General features: G+C 72.2%; 13 protein-coding genes. 3 read left to right on the forward strand and 10 right to left on the reverse strand.

The window, feature by feature from the left end; all coding sequences use genetic code 11:
* Positions 1 to 93 precede the first annotated feature (93 nt).
* Positions 94 to 753, forward strand: a complete 660-nt coding sequence (locus QT196_RS19755; RefSeq protein ID WP_168480357.1) for a response regulator transcription factor — start codon at positions 94 to 96, stop codon at positions 751 to 753.
* A 179-nt stretch (positions 754 to 932) separates the two neighbouring features.
* The gene (locus tag QT196_RS19760; RefSeq protein WP_168480358.1) at positions 933 to 1,976 is read left to right on the forward strand and encodes a phosphotransferase; all 1,044 of its coding nucleotides are present in this window, start codon (positions 933 to 935) and stop codon (positions 1,974 to 1,976) included.
* A 15-nt stretch (positions 1,977 to 1,991) separates the two neighbouring features.
* Here QT196_RS19760 and QT196_RS19765 read toward each other — a convergent pair whose 3' ends face one another.
* Positions 1,992 to 3,566, reverse strand: a complete 1,575-nt coding sequence (locus QT196_RS19765) for a protein kinase (RefSeq protein ID WP_266737466.1) — start codon at positions 3,564 to 3,566, stop codon at positions 1,992 to 1,994.
* A gap of 314 nt (positions 3,567 to 3,880) precedes the next feature.
* On the opposite strand from QT196_RS19765, the gene QT196_RS19770 reads away from it, so the two are divergent.
* Complete coding sequence (locus QT196_RS19770) at positions 3,881 to 5,542, forward strand: protein kinase (RefSeq protein ID WP_266737468.1); 1,662 nt, start codon at positions 3,881 to 3,883, stop codon at positions 5,540 to 5,542.
* An 86-nt stretch (positions 5,543 to 5,628) separates the two neighbouring features.
* On the opposite strand, the gene QT196_RS19775 is transcribed toward QT196_RS19770, so the two are convergent.
* The 9 genes from QT196_RS19775 to pdhA form a co-directional block, all read right to left on the reverse strand.
* Complete coding sequence (locus tag QT196_RS19775) at positions 5,629 to 6,192, reverse strand: bacterial proteasome activator family protein (protein ID WP_211117383.1); 564 nt, start codon at positions 6,190 to 6,192, stop codon at positions 5,629 to 5,631.
* Between the two features lie 140 nt (positions 6,193 to 6,332).
* On the reverse strand, positions 6,333 to 7,205 hold the full coding sequence (locus QT196_RS19780) for a hypothetical protein (RefSeq protein WP_290355338.1): 873 nt from the start codon (positions 7,203 to 7,205) through the stop codon (positions 6,333 to 6,335).
* A gap of 151 nt (positions 7,206 to 7,356) precedes the next feature.
* Positions 7,357 to 8,334: an NAD(P)H-quinone oxidoreductase gene (locus QT196_RS19785; RefSeq protein WP_168480361.1), complete on the reverse strand. Its 978-nt coding sequence runs from the start codon at positions 8,332 to 8,334 to the stop codon at positions 7,357 to 7,359.
* 94 nt (positions 8,335 to 8,428) lie between these two features.
* Complete coding sequence (locus tag QT196_RS19790) at positions 8,429 to 9,568, reverse strand: potassium channel family protein (RefSeq protein WP_168480362.1); 1,140 nt, start codon at positions 9,566 to 9,568, stop codon at positions 8,429 to 8,431.
* A complete protein-coding gene (locus QT196_RS19795) occupies positions 9,565 to 11,229 on the reverse strand; it encodes a molybdopterin molybdotransferase MoeA (RefSeq protein ID WP_290355339.1) in 1,665 nt (554 codons plus the stop codon). Before QT196_RS19795 ends, QT196_RS19790 begins: the two co-directional genes overlap by 4 nt.
* The gene (locus QT196_RS19800) at positions 11,226 to 12,146 is read right to left on the reverse strand and encodes a DUF6457 domain-containing protein (protein ID WP_290355340.1); all 921 of its coding nucleotides are present in this window, start codon (positions 12,144 to 12,146) and stop codon (positions 11,226 to 11,228) included. Before QT196_RS19800 ends, QT196_RS19795 begins: the two co-directional genes overlap by 4 nt.
* A gap of 125 nt (positions 12,147 to 12,271) precedes the next feature.
* On the reverse strand, positions 12,272 to 13,885 hold the full coding sequence (locus tag QT196_RS19805) for a dihydrolipoamide acetyltransferase family protein (RefSeq protein ID WP_290355341.1): 1,614 nt from the start codon (positions 13,883 to 13,885) through the stop codon (positions 12,272 to 12,274).
* Positions 13,885 to 14,919: an alpha-ketoacid dehydrogenase subunit beta gene (locus tag QT196_RS19810; protein ID WP_168480365.1), complete on the reverse strand. Its 1,035-nt coding sequence runs from the start codon at positions 14,917 to 14,919 to the stop codon at positions 13,885 to 13,887. The genes QT196_RS19805 and QT196_RS19810 overlap by 1 nt, the downstream gene beginning before the upstream one ends.
* The gene (gene pdhA, locus QT196_RS19815) at positions 14,916 to 16,109 is read right to left on the reverse strand and encodes a pyruvate dehydrogenase (acetyl-transferring) E1 component subunit alpha (protein WP_168480366.1); all 1,194 of its coding nucleotides are present in this window, start codon (positions 16,107 to 16,109) and stop codon (positions 14,916 to 14,918) included. Before pdhA ends, QT196_RS19810 begins: the two co-directional genes overlap by 4 nt.
* Positions 16,110 to 16,140 lie beyond the last annotated feature (31 nt).

Below are 16,140 nucleotides of genomic sequence, written 5' to 3' on the forward strand. Positions count from 1 at the left end.
ACTCCTGGTCACAGCGTTGCAGGCCGCCGGGACAACGGCACGTTATATCGGTGACCTGGAGCACGGGAAGGGTTGATGTGTGAGACTGGCGGGGTGCGCGAAGACGGAAAAATCACGGTATTCCTGCTCGACGACCACGAAGTTGTCCGGCGCGGCGTCCACGAAATGCTCTCGGTCGAGGAGGACATCGAGGTGGTCGGCGAGGCCGGCACTGCCGCAGATGCCCTGGTCAGGATCCCGGCGACCCGTCCGGACGTGGCGGTGCTCGACGTCCGGCTGCCGGACGGGAGCGGTGTCGAGGTCTGCCGCGAGATCCGTTCGCAGGACGAGGACATCAAATGCCTGATGCTCACCTCGTTCGCGGATGACGAGGCCCTTTTCGATGCGATCATGGCCGGTGCGTCCGGTTATGTCCTCAAGGCCATCCGAGGGAACGAACTGCTCTCCGCGGTCCGCGAGGTGGCGGCCGGCAAGTCCCTGCTCGACCCCGTGGCCACCGCCCGGGTGCTGGAGCGGCTGCGCGACGGCAACAATGCGAAGGGCGACGACCGGCTGGCGAGCCTCACCGACCAGGAGCGCAGGATCCTCGATCTGATCGGCGAGGGAATGACCAATCGCGCTATCGGCGAACGGCTCCATCTCGCCGAGAAAACGATCAAGAATTACGTTTCCAGTCTGCTGTCCAAGCTCGGAATGGAGCGGCGCTCCCAGGCCGCCGCCTATGTCGCCCGAATGCAGGCGGAACGGCACTGAACAGCTCACGGAATACCGGCGCGCACCCCGGCGCACCATCCCGCGGATTCCCTGCGATTACCGCCACCGGCAGACCCCGCCGAACGGGCGCCGAGGTGCACTCCACCCCTCTGCGCACTCTGCGTAAGGCCTTCCGGCACACCCACTCCGACGGGCGTAGTTGATCTAACATCTGGCGCGTGCTGCGCTCATCTGTAGTCCGGACGGCGGCGACGCCCGACAGAGACACCCTCGGATCCCTGCTCCGCCATTACGCAGGCGCCGGTGCGCCGCTGTCCTGTGAACCCGTCGCCGAGGGCCTGCTCAACCACGGCTACTTCCTCGCCACCACCCGCGGCCGCTACTTCCTCAAGCACCACCTCGACGGCGACCACGCAGCCCTCACCCGCCAGCACCGCGCCACCTACCGCCTCGCCGCGCTGGGGCTGCCGGTCGCCCCACCCGTCGCCCATACGGACGGCCGCACCGTCACCGTCCTCGACGGCCGCTGCTACGCGCTGCACCCCTGGGTCGAAGGCCGCCACCTCGGCGGCGCCGCCCTGACCCGCGACCAGTCCCGGCGGCTCGGCGCCCTGCTCGGGCTCGTGCACAACGCGTTGGAGGAGGTCATGGCGGACGAGCCGCATCCGCCCCGGCCCCCCTGCGCGGACGCCGGCGCCGACCCCGAGCGGACCTTCGAGATGATCGACGAGCTGCTGGCCCTGGCCCGGGGAGCCCGGCCGCGGACCAGCTTCGACGAACTCGCCGAACACCGTCTGCTGGAGCGCCGGGCCCTGCTGACGCAGCAGGCGCACCGCCGGCCGGCCCCGGGCGCGGAGCCCCCCGCGGGCTGGGTGCACGGCGACTTCCACCCGCTGAATGTGCTCTACCGGGGCACGGAACCGACCGCGATCGTCGACTGGGACCGGCTGGGCGTCCAGCCGCGCGCCGAGGAGGCGGTACGCGCCGCCGCGATCTTCTTCGTACGCCCCTGCGGCACGCTGGATCTGGGCAAGGTGGCGGCGTACGCGGGCGCCTACCGCAGGGCCTGCGGGGCCGGTGCCGAGGAACTCGCGGCGGCCGTCCACCGGGTGTGGTGGGAGCGGCTGAACGACTTCTGGATGCTCACCTGGCGCTACCAGCTGGGCGACCGCCGCACCGATCCACAATTCCCGGCGGCGGCCGCCCTGGCCGTCTGGTGGACCCGCGAGTACCGGGCCGTTCGGAACGCGTTCACCCGCTGAGGCGGGGGACGCCCGTCAGCCGGTCGCGCCCGAGGTCAGTCCGGTGTCCGAGCCGCCGTCGGCGGTGCCCCCGTCGCCGGTGCCCCCGTCAGCGGTCCCGCCGGTGGGGTCGGTGGGATCGGTGGGATCGGTCGGCGGCTGCGACGTCGGCGGCTCGGACGTCGGCGGCTCCGAGGTCGGCGGCTGGGACGTCGGCGGCTGTGACGACGGCGGCGTGCTGGGCTGCTGGCTCGGCGGCTCGGAGTAGGTGCCGGTGTCACCGGTGTCTTCGGGCGCGGTCTCCGGAGTGCTCGGCTCCTCCGTCGGCGGCTCGCTCGTCTTGTCGTCCTCCGACGGCGTCGGCGACTGCGAGGTGGGCGTCTCGTGCTTCTTGCCCTCACCGCCGGTGTTCTGCAGCGCGAAAGCCACACCCGCCGCGATGGCGATCACCGCCATCGCCGCGATCAGCCAGATCTTGCCGCGGCCGCTCTTGGTCCCCCGGGGCCCGCCGTCGAAACCGCCGTCGTCGGCCCGCATACCGGGGGACAGAATCGGCTGCGCCGTGGTCTGGCCGGCGTCGGGGTGCGGCAGCGCCGTGGTGGCCGCGGCGCCCATGGCCGGGGAGAGGCCGCCCTCATGCAGGGCGACCGGGCCGGTGCTCCACGTGCCGGTGTGGCCGCCCTGCTCATGCAGCATCTGGAGGGAGTACTGGACCAGGCCGCGCATCTCCTCGGCGGACTGGAAGCGGTCGTCGGGGTCCTTCGCCAGCGACCGCATGACCAGGCCGTCCAGCTCCGGCGGCACCGCGTCGGCGACCTGCGACGGCGCCACCGGCATGTCCTGGACATGCTGGTAAACGACCGAGAGCGGGGTCTCGCCGGTGAACGGCGGCCGCAGCGCGAGGAGTTCGTAGAGCAGACAGCCGGTGGCGTAGAGGTCGGAGCGGGTGTCGACGGTCTTGCCGAGCGCCTGCTCCGGGGAGAGGTACTGAGGGGTGCCCATGACCATGCCGGTCTGGGTCATGGTCGACTGGGCGCCGTGCAGCGCACGGGCGATGCCGAAGTCCATGACCTTGACGGCGCCGCTGTTCGTGATGATCACGTTCGCGGGCTTGATGTCACGGTGCACGATGCCGTGCTGGTGGCTGTAGGCCAGCGCCTCCAGCACACCGGAGACGATGATCAGCGCCTGGTCCGGCGGCGGGGCGTCGGCGTTGAGCAGCAGATCGCGGATGGTGTGGCCCTCGACCAGCTCCATCACGATGTACGGCACGGTGTTGCCGCCGACCAGGTCCTCGCCGGAGTCGTAGACCGCGACCACGGCGTGGTGGTTCAGTCCGGCCACGGACTGTGCCTCCCGCGTGAACCGGGCCTTGGAGACCGGGTCCTCGGCGAGGTCGGAGCGCAGCAGCTTCACGGCGACGGTACGGCCGAGACGTACGTCCTCGGCTGCGAACACCTCCGCCATGCCACCGCGGCCGAGCCGTCGCGTGAGCCGGTAGCGGCCATCGCCGACCAGCCCGCCGTTGCCCCACATCTCCGGTGCGTCGGGGATATTGGAGCCGGTGGCCTCATGGTCGGACGGGCCCTGGGGGCTCTGCGTCGGTGCCATCGGTCCTCGCCGTCGAATCGATCCGCATGAGAGCGGTAAGGTCATCGGTCTTCGCTAGAGCACGCTACAGGTTCCGCGACACCCACCGGTCCGTCGTGGACCGGTCATCACACCCGCCGGAAGTCAAAGATCGCAAGTTCACCGGGGGTAATCGGGCGCCAAAACGTCGCACCGCCGTGACGGGATCTTGCACATCTGGTCACGGAACGGGCACACGGCTTGACGTGTCCGAGGCCTGGGGCAGACTTGGCTGCGAAATTCCAGATTTTGATCGCTATACGTACGGGTAGTGCGGCCTAGGGGGAAGCGGAACGATGAGCCAGGACGGCGCTCAGGGCCAATTCGAGGGCCGTTCGGTCGGCGGAGGACGTTACCAGCTTCGTGATCTTCTCGGCGCGGGCGGAATGGCTTCCGTACACCTCGCCTACGACAGCGTGCTGGACCGCGAGGTCGCGATCAAGACGCTGCACACCGAGCTCGGCCGCGAGCAGGCCTTCCGTGAGCGCTTCCGCCGTGAGGCCCAGTCCGTGGCGAAGCTCACGCACACCAATATCGTCTCCGTCTTCGACTCCGGTGAGGACGAGCTCGACGGCGCTATGGTGCCGTACATCGTCATGGAGTACGTCGCGGGTCAGCCGCTGCGCTCGGATCTGGACACCGATGTCGCGCAACATGGCGCGATGCCGACGGATAAGGCCTTGAAGATCACGGCCGATGTTCTGGCCGCGCTCGAGGTCAGCCATGAAATGGGCCTGGTCCACCGGGACATCAAGCCCGGCAATGTGATGCTGAACAAGCGCGGCGTCGTCAAGGTCATGGACTTCGGTATCGCCCGTGCCATGCAGTCCGGTGTGACGTCCATGACGCAGACCGGCATGGTCGTCGGCACTCCGCAGTATCTGTCGCCCGAGCAGGCGCTGGGCCGCAGTGTGGATGCCCGCTCCGACCTCTACTCCGTCGGCATCATGCTCTTCGAGCTGCTGACCGGCCAGCTGCCGTTCGACGCGGACTCCCCGCTCGCCATCGCCTACGCGCATGTCCAGGAAGAGCCCCCGGTCCCGTCGAGCATCAACAGCTCGCTGCCGCCGGCCGTGGACGCGCTGGTGGCCCGTGCGCTGAAGAAGAACCCCAACGAACGGTTCCCCACCTCCGAGGCGATGCGGGACGAGTGTCTGCGGATCGTCGGGTCCGGGCAGTCCGGTGCGACGCCGCTGATCATCAGCGAGGGCCCGCGGGCCCGCACCAGCGGTGCGTCGGTCTCCTCCGCGGTCTTCCCCAGCGCCTCCGGCAACCCGCACACCCCGGCCCCGCCGAGCGTGCAGCAGCCCTACCAGCCGACGCAGGCAGCCGCCTTCGGTCCCTCGACGCCCCCGCCCCTGCCCCTGCCGCCGAACAACGCCTACCCGACGCCCGCGCCGGGCCCCGTTCCGGGTCCGGCGCCGTTCAATACGGGTGGCTACCAGCAGCCCCCGGCCTACACACCGCCCCCGGTGACGGCCTCGATGCCGTCGACCGGCCGTCCCGCCCCGCGGAAGAATAACTCCGCGGTGATCGTCGTCTCAGCGATCATCGGGGTCATCGTGGTCACCGCGATCGCCATCGGCATCGGGCTGAGCGCCGGTGGCAGCGACGACCCGGACCCCAGCTCGACATCGACCTACGCGTACTCGGCGTCACCCACCCAGAGCGTGATGCCTGAGGACAAGACGAAGACGGTCGATTCCACCGAGTGCACCAAGCCGGACTCTCCCTACAGCGAACCGAAGAAGGTCTACTTCCCCTTCCTCACCTACAAGAATCTGGACTCGGTGAAGGCCTGCCTCGACGCGGCGGGGTGGAAGTACAAGGTCACTGAAGAGGACCGTGGGTACACGGCCAAGAACACGGTCATACAGACGAAGCCGGCGAGCCTGGAGCGCTGGGACCCGAAGAGCGGCGAGACGATCGAACTGACCGTCTCGACGGGTCACTACTAAACCCGGACACGTACGAGGGGCCGGCACGCGCGCTGCGTGCCGGCCCCTGCTGCTTGCTGCGGGTCGCTGGAGAAAACAAGCCCGGATCAGAGATACGGGCCCGAGCGGGCGCCGCCGTGACCGGGCGTGCCCTCCTCGCCGTCCATCGGAACGGCACCGGGCGGCAGCGCACGGCGCATCGACTCCAGCTGGGCGCGGGCCGCCATCTGCTGGGCGAACAGTGCGGTCTGGATGCCGTGGAAGAGACCCTCCAGCCAGCCGACCAGCTGGGCCTGGGCGATCCGCAGCTCCGCATCCGTCGGCACCGATTCATCGGTGAACGGCAGCGACAGCCGTTCCAGCTCCTCGACCAGCTCGGGCGCCAGGCCGTCCTCCAGCTCCTTGACCGAGCTGGAGTGGATCTCCTTGAGCCGTACCCGGCTCGCCTCGTCCAGAGGAGCGGCCTTCACCTCTTCCAGCAGCTGCTTGATCATGCTGCCGATGCGCATGACCTTCGCAGGCTGTTCGACCATGTCCGTCAAGGGGGTCTCCCGGGACTCTTCGCCGTCTTCCCCGCCGCCGGAGCCCGCGCCGCCGAGCGCCATGCCGTCCGGGCCGACCACCAGGACGTGCGGATTCTCCTGCGACCGTTCATTCATCGGCATATCCATGCCGCCATTCTCTCGTACGCGGGCTCCAGGCAAGTGGTGCCCCGGGGAGAAGGTGATCCACCCTTCGGCGCGGACCCGGCCGCCGCTGTTTCACGTGAAACAGCGGATTCTCGCCGTTTCACGTGAAACCACCGAAATCATCAGCCCCGGCGCAGCCGCAGGGCGAAGAAGGCCAGCCCCAGACCGGTGAGAGCAAGGCCGGCGCCCATCGGGAGAACCCGCTCGACCGGCGCCACGGGAGTGTCCATGGCGTACGGGGTCGCCGTGGCCGCCGCGTCGTCAGCCGTGCTCTCCGGCACGGAGCCGCCCTTCGGGGTGGGCGTCGGGAGGGGCGGCAAAGCCTCGTAGGTGCGCCGGCTGAACCGGTCCGCGACGTCGTAGCGGCGGGAAGGAGCGGGCCGTGACGGGGTGGCCGCTGCCTCGTGAGATGCGGACGCCGCTGGCTTGTGGTGCTTCTTCGGGGCGCGCCGGCCGGGCCGTGCGTGCGCACGGTCGGCGTCGGACGCCACGTCCGGGTGCCGATGCCTGCCGGGCCCGGTGAAGTCGGCACTGCCGTCGTCGGGGAGGGAGTACGGCGGGAAATCTGGGCCGAACGGGTGATGCGGGTGGTGGTGCCACCGTCCGTGCCCGCGGAGCCCCCCGAAGTGGTGGTGATGCGACGGCCGGTGCGGGACGCCCGGAAGGGCGTCCGGCAGGCCGGGGTAGCGGTCCGGCAGCGCCGGAGCCCCGGGGTGGCCCCGGTGCCCGGCACGCACCCGGCCCCCTCCGGCCCCGGGCCCGTCGACCGGCGGCGGGCCGATCGCGAAGTCATCCAGCCCGTCCAGGCCGAAGCCGTCGGCGCCGGGGACGTCGTCGGGCTGGTCGCCCGGGCGGGCGAGAAGCGGGGGACGGTCGACGGGAGTGGCCCGCCGGTCCGCGGCCGCGGCGGAGGTGGCTCCTATCGGTACGGGCAGCACGACGGCAGCCACCAGCAGACCGGTGGCGATGCGCGAACGGAATCCTGGAGCGACCACAGTGCCCCTCCCGTGCCGAGCCGTCGAGTGACCTGCCCAGCGTCACATGTGATGAGATTCACGGCATCTTGGACATGTCGGGCGGGTTATCGGGCGCACAGGGGGGAGGGGCGGGCGCGGACAGCGCGCGGGGCCGGGGTCAGGCGGGGGCTCAGACCGTCAGGACGACCTTGCCGACATGGGCACTCGCGTCCACGACCCGGTGTGCCTCGGCGGCGTCCGCCATCGGGAGGAGGCGGTCCACGATCGGCCGGACCTGGCCGTTGGCGATCAGCGGCCAGACGTGTTCGCGTACCGCGGCGACGATGGCCGCCTTCTCGTTCAGCGGGCGGGCGCGCAGCCCGGCGCCGGTGATCGCGGCGCGCTTGGCCATCAGTGCCGCGAGATTCAGCTCCGCCTTGACCCCGCCCTGAAGCCCGATGATGGCCAGCCGGCCGCTCACCGCCAGCGCCTTGACGTTCCGCTGGAGGTACTTGGCGCCGATGATGTCGAGGATGACATCCGCGCCCGTGCCGTCGGTGGCCTTGCGGATCTCCTGGACGAAGTCCTGTTCGCGGTAGTCGATGAGGATGTCCGCGCCCAGTTCGGCGCAGCGGGACAGCTTCTCGGGGCCGCCCGCGGTCACCGCGACCCGTGCGCCGACGGCCTTGGCGAGCTGGATCGCCATCGTGCCGATGCCGCTGGCACCGCCGTGGACCAGCAGCGTCTCGCCGGGCCGCAGGTGCGCGATCATGAAGACGTTCGACCAGACCGTGCAGGTCACCTCGGGCAGCGCAGCGGCGGTGACCAGGTCCACACCGGACGGCACCGGCAGCACCTGACCGGCCGGGACCGCGACCTTCTCCGCGTAGCCGCCGCCCGCCAGCAGCGCACACACCTCGTCGCCGACGGCCCAGCCGTGCACCCCGGGGCCGAGCGCGCTGATCCGTCCCGAACACTCCAGCCCCGGATAGGGGGACGAGCCGGGCGGCGGGTCGTAGAAGCCCTGGCGCTGGAGCAGGTCCGCGCGGTTCACGGCGCTGGCCGCGACCTCGATCAGGACCTCGCCCTCGGCGGGCTGCGGATCGGGCACGTCCGCCCAGACAAGTGCTTCGGGGCCACCGGGCTCCGGGATAGTGATCGCTCGCATGGGCGCGAGGCTACTCGCCGACCGCGCACGGAGCGAAGGTGCGGGGGCCGACAACTACCACCGGGTCGGCCATCCACCCCCGCACGACGTGCGGTTATTCATCCACGCGGCGCATCGGGGCGACGCCGGTACCGGGGAGGGTCGGCTTGGTGGACGGCTTGCCGGAGTGGTCCACCGCCTCCGCCGGAGCCGCCCGCACGATGGTGATCAGACGGTCCGTGCTCTGCAGCGGACTGGCCTCCGGATCGTCGTAGCCGATGAGCCGGTGGCCACGCAGCACGGACACCACCAAGTCGTCGGTCTCCCGTACGGACTTGCCGACCTCCGCCTTCACCACCGTGCGTTCCACCAGGTCGAGGCCGCTGCCCTGCTGGATCAGGTCCTCCATGACGGTGCCCGCGCTGGGGCTGTGCACGGACAGCCCGAGCAGCCGGCCGGCCGCGCTGGCCGACGTGATCACGGAGTTGGCGCCGGACTGCCGCAGCAGCGGGGCGTTCTCCTCCTCCCGCACCGCGGCGACGATGTTCGCCCGCTTGTTGAGCTGACGGGCGGTCAACGAGACCAGCACGGCGGTGTCATCGCGCTGTGTGGCGATCACGACCTGGTGGGCGCGCTGGACCTCGGCCCGGAGGAGCACATCGCTGCGGGTCGCGTCGCCGACCACCCCCGCGAACCCGTCGGCCACCGCCGCGTCGATCACTTTGCTGCTGGGGTCGACGATGACGATGCGGTCGCGGTGCAGCCCCGTCGCGCACAGGGTCTGGGCGGCGGAACGGCCCTTCGTCCCGAAGCCGACGATGACGGTGTGGTCGCGCAAGGCGTTTCTCCAGCGTTTCAGTTGCCACTGCTCGCGGGTGCGCTCGGTGAGCACTTCCAGTGTGGTGCCGACCAGGATGATCAGGAACAGCACCCGGAGCGGCGTGATGAGCAGGATGTTCAGCAGCCGCGCGCTGTCGCCGTACGGGACGATGTCGCCGTAGCCCGTGGTCGAGAGCGTGACGGTCGCGTAGTAGAAGCAGTCGAGCAGATCGACCTTGCCATCGGCGTTGTCGTGGTACTCGTTGCGGTCGATCCAGACGATGAAGACCGTCGCGAGCAGCACGAACAGGGCCATCAGCAGCCGGCGGGCGACCTGCCGCAGCGGCGGCTTGGGGGCGCGGCGCGGCAGCAGCACCCGGTGCGAACGGTCCTCGGGCACCTCCCGCGCCGCGGCGTCCTGGGACGGGAGCTTCACGCGCGGCCTCCGGTGGCCTCAGGGGGGTCGTACGGGTCCCCGGGGGCGGCCCAGCCGGGCGTCCAGCCCGCGGACCAGCCCGCTGACCAGCCCGCCGACCAGGGGAGTTCCAGGATTTCGAGTTCGGTGCCGCGCGCCGCGCCCCCGGGCGGGACGACGGCCAGCGCATCGGCGGCGGCGATCCCGCGCAGCATGGCCGGGCCGTGGAAGCGCAGCGGTACCGCCGTCAGCCCGTGCCGCTCGTCGTCGCGGTAGGCCACCGGGACGAGCCGGGTGTCCTGCGGATGCCCGGTGACCGCGGCGGCCAGCGGCGTACGGTACGGCGCGGCGGGCCGGCGGGCGGCGAGCGTACGGAGCAGCGGTTCGGCGAGGGTGAGCAGGCCGGAGACGGCGGCGAGGGGGTTGCCGGGCAGGCCGACGAGGTACCGGCGCGGGGCCAGGCGGGCCAGCAGCATGGGGTGCCCAGGGCGTACCGCCACCCCGTCCACCAGCACCTCCGCGTCGAGCCGGCGCAGGGTGGGGTGCACATGGTCGACGGGGCCCGACGCGGTACCGCCCGTCGTGATCACCACGTCGGCGGTGGACTCCGCGAGGGCGGCGTACAGCGTGTCGGCCTCGTCGGCGAGGTGGCGGGGCGCCGCCGCCTCGACGCCCAGCGCATGCAGCCAGGGGGCGAGCATCGGGCCGAGGGCGTCGCGGATCCGGCCGTCCCGCGGCAGCCCCTCGTCCAGCAACTCGTCGCCCAGGACGAAGATTTCGGCACGTGGGCGGCGGTAGGCGGTCAGCTCGTCGTAGCCGGCCGCCGCGGCCAGGCCGAGGACGGCGGGGGTCACCAGGGCGCCCGCGGGCAGCAGTTGGTCGCCGCGGCGGCACTCCTGGCCGCGCGGGCGGATGTCCTGACCGGGCGGCGCGGGCCGCGGTGCGTACAGCCGTCGTCCGCCGTCGCTCAGCTCACGGACCTCACCGTGCTCGCTGCGCAGTACGGCGGTGGCGCCGGACGGTACGCGCGCGCCGGTGGCGATCGGGATCGCATGGCCGTCGAGGAGCACCTCGGTGGGGGCATGACCGGCGAGGATGCCGGACGGGGGGCCCGCCTCGGATGCGTCGCCGGGCCGGACCAGGCGCCAGGGGCCGGGGCCGGCGACCGCCCAGCCGTCCATCGCGGAGGTGTCGAACGACGGCAGATCGGTGAGCGCGGTGAGGGGGGCGGCGAGCGTACGGCCGAGTGTCTCGCCGAGCGCCGAGGTCTCGGGCGCGAGCGGCCCGGGGGCGGCGCGCTCGGCGAGACGGCGGGCGGTGTGCCAGGGGACGGCGGCCGGGGTGGGACGCGGGCCGGGGCCGGTGGGAGGCATGGGGTCCACGGGGCCGGAGGGGCCGCTCCGGGCGGCGGGGTCGTCCGGCGCGAAGGGGTCGTCCGGTGTGTACGGGGCGTCGCCGCCGCCGGTCGCGGAGGAGGCTGCTGCCATGGCCCCTCCGGCGGCGTACGGCGCGGTGACGGCCGTGATCCCGGGCCCCGACCCGGGCCGTACGCACTGCGGTGCCGTGCCGTTGGCCAGCGCGAGCGCATCGTCGAAGGGGTCGCCGCGGCCCTCGGCCGAGGGTTCGTCCCACGGTCGGCCCACCACGCCGCCGGCCTCCCCGCCCCACTCCCCGTCGGTCATTCCGCGGGCTTCGCTTCGGCACCCGTGGCGCCGGCGGCGTCGGACGCGTCCTCGGTCTCGGCCGCCCAGCGGTGGGCCAGCGCGGCGGCCCGGTCGGCCAGTTCCTGCACGTCCCGGTCCTGGCGGCCCGCCGCATAACCGATCAGAAAGGTCGTCAGCGGCGCGGCGGGGCGGGCCACGCCATGGGCCGCGTCCCGCGCGAGATCGAGAAGCGCCGCCGTGTCGACATCGAGCTCGATGCCCAGTTCGGCCTTGACTGCGGTGATCCATTCGTCCAACACGTTCCCATGCTCCCTGATACGGGCGCGTGCCGCGCTGATGTCTTCCCAGGTGTCGCAGTCGAAGGAAGCCGTGGCGGTGGGGTCCGGAACCCGTTCGAGCACCAACTCGGCCAGCAGCGCGCGCAGCGGGAGCCCGGCGAGGCTGCCGTGTGCGGCCCGGATCCGTGTCAGTGCACGGCGCAGCGGCTCGGCCCGGTAGGCCGCCACCAGCGATTGGTCCCGCCCCGAGGCGTCCCGGAGCATCGCCCCGTCGGGCGGCGCGGGACTCCCGCCCGGTCCGGCAGCGACTGTCGTGCGCGTCGCCGCCGCCAGGAGGGCCCGTACCGTCGCCGCTGTCAGAAACGGGAGGTCGGCGGAGAGGACGAGCACCGTGGGGGCGGTGGTGTGGCGCAGGCCGGCGTCCAGTGCGGCGAGCGGGCCGCCGCCGGGCGGGTCCTCCAGGGCGTGGACGACGGCGCGGGTGGTCGGGCGTGCGGGGCCGACGACGACGGTCGTCGCGGCGTCGGGGCAGGCGGCAAGCACCCGGTCCAGCAGCGGACGGCCGCCGACGGACAGGGCGGGCTTGTCCGCCCCGCCGAGCCGCCGGGCCGCGCCGCCGGCCAGCACGACGAGATCGTGGTCGGTGAGCTCGTTCACCCCTTGAGTATCGCCGGGGGCACCCGGTTCACACCGCTGCCGGAGCGACAGCGGATGTCAGCTCCGCCACAGCGGGCGCGCCGGTGCGGCCAGTGGCATCACTGCTGCCTCCGGCCGCGCTCCCGTCACAGCGTCCGGAGCAACAGCGCGGGCTGCTCGACGCAGTCGGCCACGAACCGGAGGAAGCCCCCGGCGGTGCCGCCGTCGCACACCCGGTGATCGAAGGTGAGCGAGAGCTGGACGACCTGCCGGACGGCCAACTCGCCTTCGTGCACCCAGGGTTTGGCCGCTATCCGGCCGACGCCGAGCATCGCCGCCTCGGGGTGGTTGATGATCGGCGTGGAGCCGTCGACGCCGAACACGCCGTAGTTGTTGAGGGTGAAGGTGCCATGGGTCAGCTCGGCCAGGGAGAGCCCGCCGGCCCTGGCCCTTTCGGTGAGCCTGGCGATCTCGGCGGACAGCTCCTCGACCGTACGGGCATGGGCATCCCGTAGGACCGGCACCACCAGGCCGCGGTCGGTCTGCGCCGCGAAGCCCAGATGGACGGCGGGCAGCCGGACTATCTCCTGGGCCTCGGTGTCGACGGTGGAGTTGAGCGCCGGGAACCTGGCGAGCGCGGCCGTACAGATCCGGGCCAGCACTGCCAGCAGCGACACCTTGGGGGCGCCCGGCACATTCATCGCCCTACGGGCGGCGAGCAGCTCGGTGGCATCGGCCTCCACCCAGCAGGTCGCCTCCGGGATCTCCCGGCGGCTGCGGCTGAACTTCTCGGCGGCCGCGCCGAGCATCCCCTTCAGCGGGATCCGCTCTTCACCCGCCGCGGCGCCGGTCGCGGCCCCGACGGCTGTCACGGCCCCGGCCCGCGCCACGCCCGTCACACCGGCACCGGTCGTCCTGTCGGCGCCGACCGTGGTGGTGGCTGCTCCGGCGGCACCGGCGGTCTCCCGCTCCTGCCGCGCCCGGATCGCGCACTCGACGTCCGTACGGAGGATCAGTCCATCCCGTCCGGACCCCGTCAACTCCCGCAGATCCAGGCCGTTCTCCCGCGCCATCCGGCGCACCAGCGGGGAGATGACGGCCACCGTACGGCCGTCGTCCTCCACCACACCGGCCCCGGCCGGGCCAGCTGCCCCGGAGGTCCCGGCTGCCGCGGTGACGCCGATCGCCCCCACGGCCGTCGCCCCGGCGGCAACCGCCTCTGAACCACCGGTCGTCCCCTCGGCCGCTCCGGTCCCGGCCGAGCCGTCCGCCACCCCGCCGGGCGGCCGTGGCACTCCCGCCATGGGGCCCGCTCCGGGCCCCGGCCGGATACGGCGCCGACGCGCCGCCGCCGCACTCGTGCCGTACCCGACGAGCACATTCCCGGACCCGGCATCCGCCGCACCGTTCGCGGGCGCCCCCGAGGCTCCACCGGCATCGGGCGTACCGCCTTCCGCACCCGCCCCGGCATCCGGCCCCGTCCCAGGACCGGCCTCCGCGAGGTCATCCGGCACGGCCCCCACGGCGACGGTCACCAGCGGTGCCCCGACCGGGACTTCGGCCCCTTCCTCGCCGAAGCGGGCGGTCACCACGCCCCCATACGGGCACGGCACCTCCACCATCGCCTTGGCGGTCTCGACCTCCACCACCGGCTGGTCAATGGCCACCACCTCGCCGACCTCGACCATCCAGTGCACGATCGTCGCCTCGGTGAGGCCCTCCCCCAGGTCGGGCAGGGTGAATTCGCGGACCACGGCCATCACTCACCACGTCCCTCGGTCCAGTCCGACTCCCACTGGAGGCGGGCGACGGTGTCCAGAATCCGGTCGACGCCCGGAAGGTGGTGCCGTTCCAGCATCGGCGGCGGATACGGGATGTCGAAGCCGGCGACGCGCAGCACCGGCGCCTCCAGGTGGTGGAAGCAGCGTTCGGTGATACGGGCGGCGATCTCGCCGCCGGGGCCGCCGAATCCGTTGGACTCATGGACGACCACGGCCCGGCCGGTCCGCCGCACCGAGGCACAGACCGTCTCGTCGTCGAACGGCATCAGGGACCGCAGATCGACCACTTCCAGGTCCCAGCCCTCGGCGCGGGCGGCCTCGGCGGCCTCCATACAGACCGGGAGCGACGGGCCGTAAGTGATCAGCGTGGCACTGCTGCCGCGGCGCCGGATCACGGCCCGGCCCAGGGGCGCGACCTCGGTGGGTGCGTCGGGCGACCAGTCCGCCTTGGACCAGTACAGCCGCTTGGGTTCGAGGAAGACGACCGGGTCGTCGGAGGCGATCGCGGCGCGCAGCAGTCCGTAGGCGTCCTCGACGGTCGCCGGGGTGACGACCTGGAGCCCCGGGGTGGCGAGGTAGTACGCCTCGGAGGAGTCGCTGTGGTGCTCGACGCCGCCGATTCCGCCGCCATAGGGGACGCGGATGGTCAGCGGCATGGTGAGCGCGCCGCGGGTGCGGTTGCGCGTCCGGGCGACATGGCTGATCAGCTGCTCGAACGCCGGGTAGGCGAAGGCGTCGAACTGCATCTCGACGACCGGCCGCAGCCCGTACATCGCCATGCCGACGGCGGTGCCCAGGATTCCGGCCTCGGCGAGCGCGGTGTCCGTGCAGCGGTCCTCGCCGAATTCCTTGGCGAGGCCGTCGGTGACCCGGAAGACGCCGCCCAGGGCGCCGACGTCCTCGCCCATGACATGCACGGACGGGTCGTCGGCCATGGCGTCGCGCAGCGCGCGGGTCAGCGCCTGCGCCATGGTGGCGGGCTTGCGCGCGGTCACCGGAGCGGTGGTCGTCATGGCCTGGCCTCCTCGGCGGACCCGTTGGTGCCCGCTGCGTCGTCGGGGTGTCCGGCGGCCTCGGCGTCCAGCTCGGCACGCAGTTGTGCGGCCTGGGCACGCAGTTGGCTGGTCTGCTCGGCGAATACGTGGGTGAACAGGTCCATCGGGTCCACTTCCGGGTCGGCGTTCATCCGCTCGCGGAGGTCGGCGGCCATGTGCTCGGCACCGTCCCGGGTGGCGCCGACGAAATCATCGGTCAGCAGATCGCGGGCGGCCAGCTCGCGCTCCAGAAGGGCTATCGGGTCGTGTGCCTTCCAGGTCTCGACCTCGGCGTCGCTGCGGTAGCGGGTGGCGTCATCGGCGTTGGTGTGCGCCTCGATGCGGTAGGTGACGGCCTCGATGAGGGTGGGACCGCCGCCCCTGCGGGCGCGCGCCACGGCCTCGGTGAGCACCTCATGCATCGCGGGGGCGTCGTTGCCGTCGACCAGGCGGCCCGGCATGCCGTATCCGACCGCCTTGTGGGCGAGGGACGGCGCGGCGGTCTGCTTGGCGAGCGGCACGGAGATCGCGAAGCCGTTGTTCTGGACAAGGAAGACGACCGGAGCCTGCCAGACCGCCGCGAAATTCAGCGCCTCGTGGAAGTCGCCCTCGCTCGTGCCGCCGTCGCCGACCATGGCCAGCGCGACCACCTCGTCGCCCTTGAGGCGGGCGGCGTGCGCCAGGCCCACGGCATGCGGGAGCTGGGTGGCGAGCGGGGTGCACAGGGGGGCGATGCGGTGTTCGTGGGGGTCGTAGCCGTTGTGCCAGTCGCCGCGCAGCAGGGTCAGGGCCTGTACGGGGTCGAGCCCGCGGGCCACGGCGGCGAGGGTGTCGCGGTAACTGGGGAAGAGCCAGTCCCGGTCCTCGAGGGCCAGTGCGGCGGCGACCTCGCAGGCCTCCTGGCCGGTGGAGGACGGGTAGACCGCCAGGCGTCCCTGCCGGGTCAGCGCCGTGGCCTGGGCGTTGTACCGGCGGCCGCGGACCAGCTGGGTGTAGAGCCGGGTCAGCAGTCCGGAGTCGAGCCGGGCGGCGGCGTCCGTGCCCAGGAGGCGGTAGGGCTCCGCGTCGGGCAGGAGGGGCGTGGGGTCGACGCGCGGCTGCCAGGCGGGCGGCGGACCGGCCAGGCTGCTCTTGTTCCTGCTGCTGCCGGGCTGCTCAAGGACCGTCATGTCGAGCACCTCCTCGATTCGAAGGGGGTGG

Origin of the sequence: Streptomyces sp. P9-2B-2 (genome assembly GCF_030406865.1) — a bacterium.
Lineage (GTDB): Bacteria > Actinomycetota > Actinomycetes > Streptomycetales > Streptomycetaceae > Streptomyces > Streptomyces platensis.

Coding starts and splice junctions, on each gene's coding strand:
- QT196_RS19765 (WP_266737466.1), bottom strand. CDS start 3,566: ATGGCACCGACGCAGAGCCCCCAGGGCCCGTCCGACCATGAGGCCACC.
- QT196_RS19770 (WP_266737468.1), top strand. CDS start 3,881: ATGAGCCAGGACGGCGCTCAGGGCCAATTCGAGGGCCGTTCGGTCGGC.
- QT196_RS19775 (WP_211117383.1), bottom strand. CDS start 6,192: ATGGATATGCCGATGAATGAACGGTCGCAGGAGAATCCGCACGTCCTG.
- QT196_RS19785 (WP_168480361.1), bottom strand. CDS start 8,334: ATGCGAGCGATCACTATCCCGGAGCCCGGTGGCCCCGAAGCACTTGTC.
- QT196_RS19795 (WP_290355339.1), bottom strand. CDS start 11,229: ATGACCGACGGGGAGTGGGGCGGGGAGGCCGGCGGCGTGGTGGGCCGA.
- QT196_RS19805 (WP_290355341.1), bottom strand. CDS start 13,885: ATGGCCGTGGTCCGCGAATTCACCCTGCCCGACCTGGGGGAGGGCCTC.
- QT196_RS19810 (WP_168480365.1), bottom strand. CDS start 14,919: ATGACGACCACCGCTCCGGTGACCGCGCGCAAGCCCGCCACCATGGCG.
- pdhA (WP_168480366.1), bottom strand. CDS start 16,109: ATGACGGTCCTTGAGCAGCCCGGCAGCAGCAGGAACAAGAGCAGCCTG.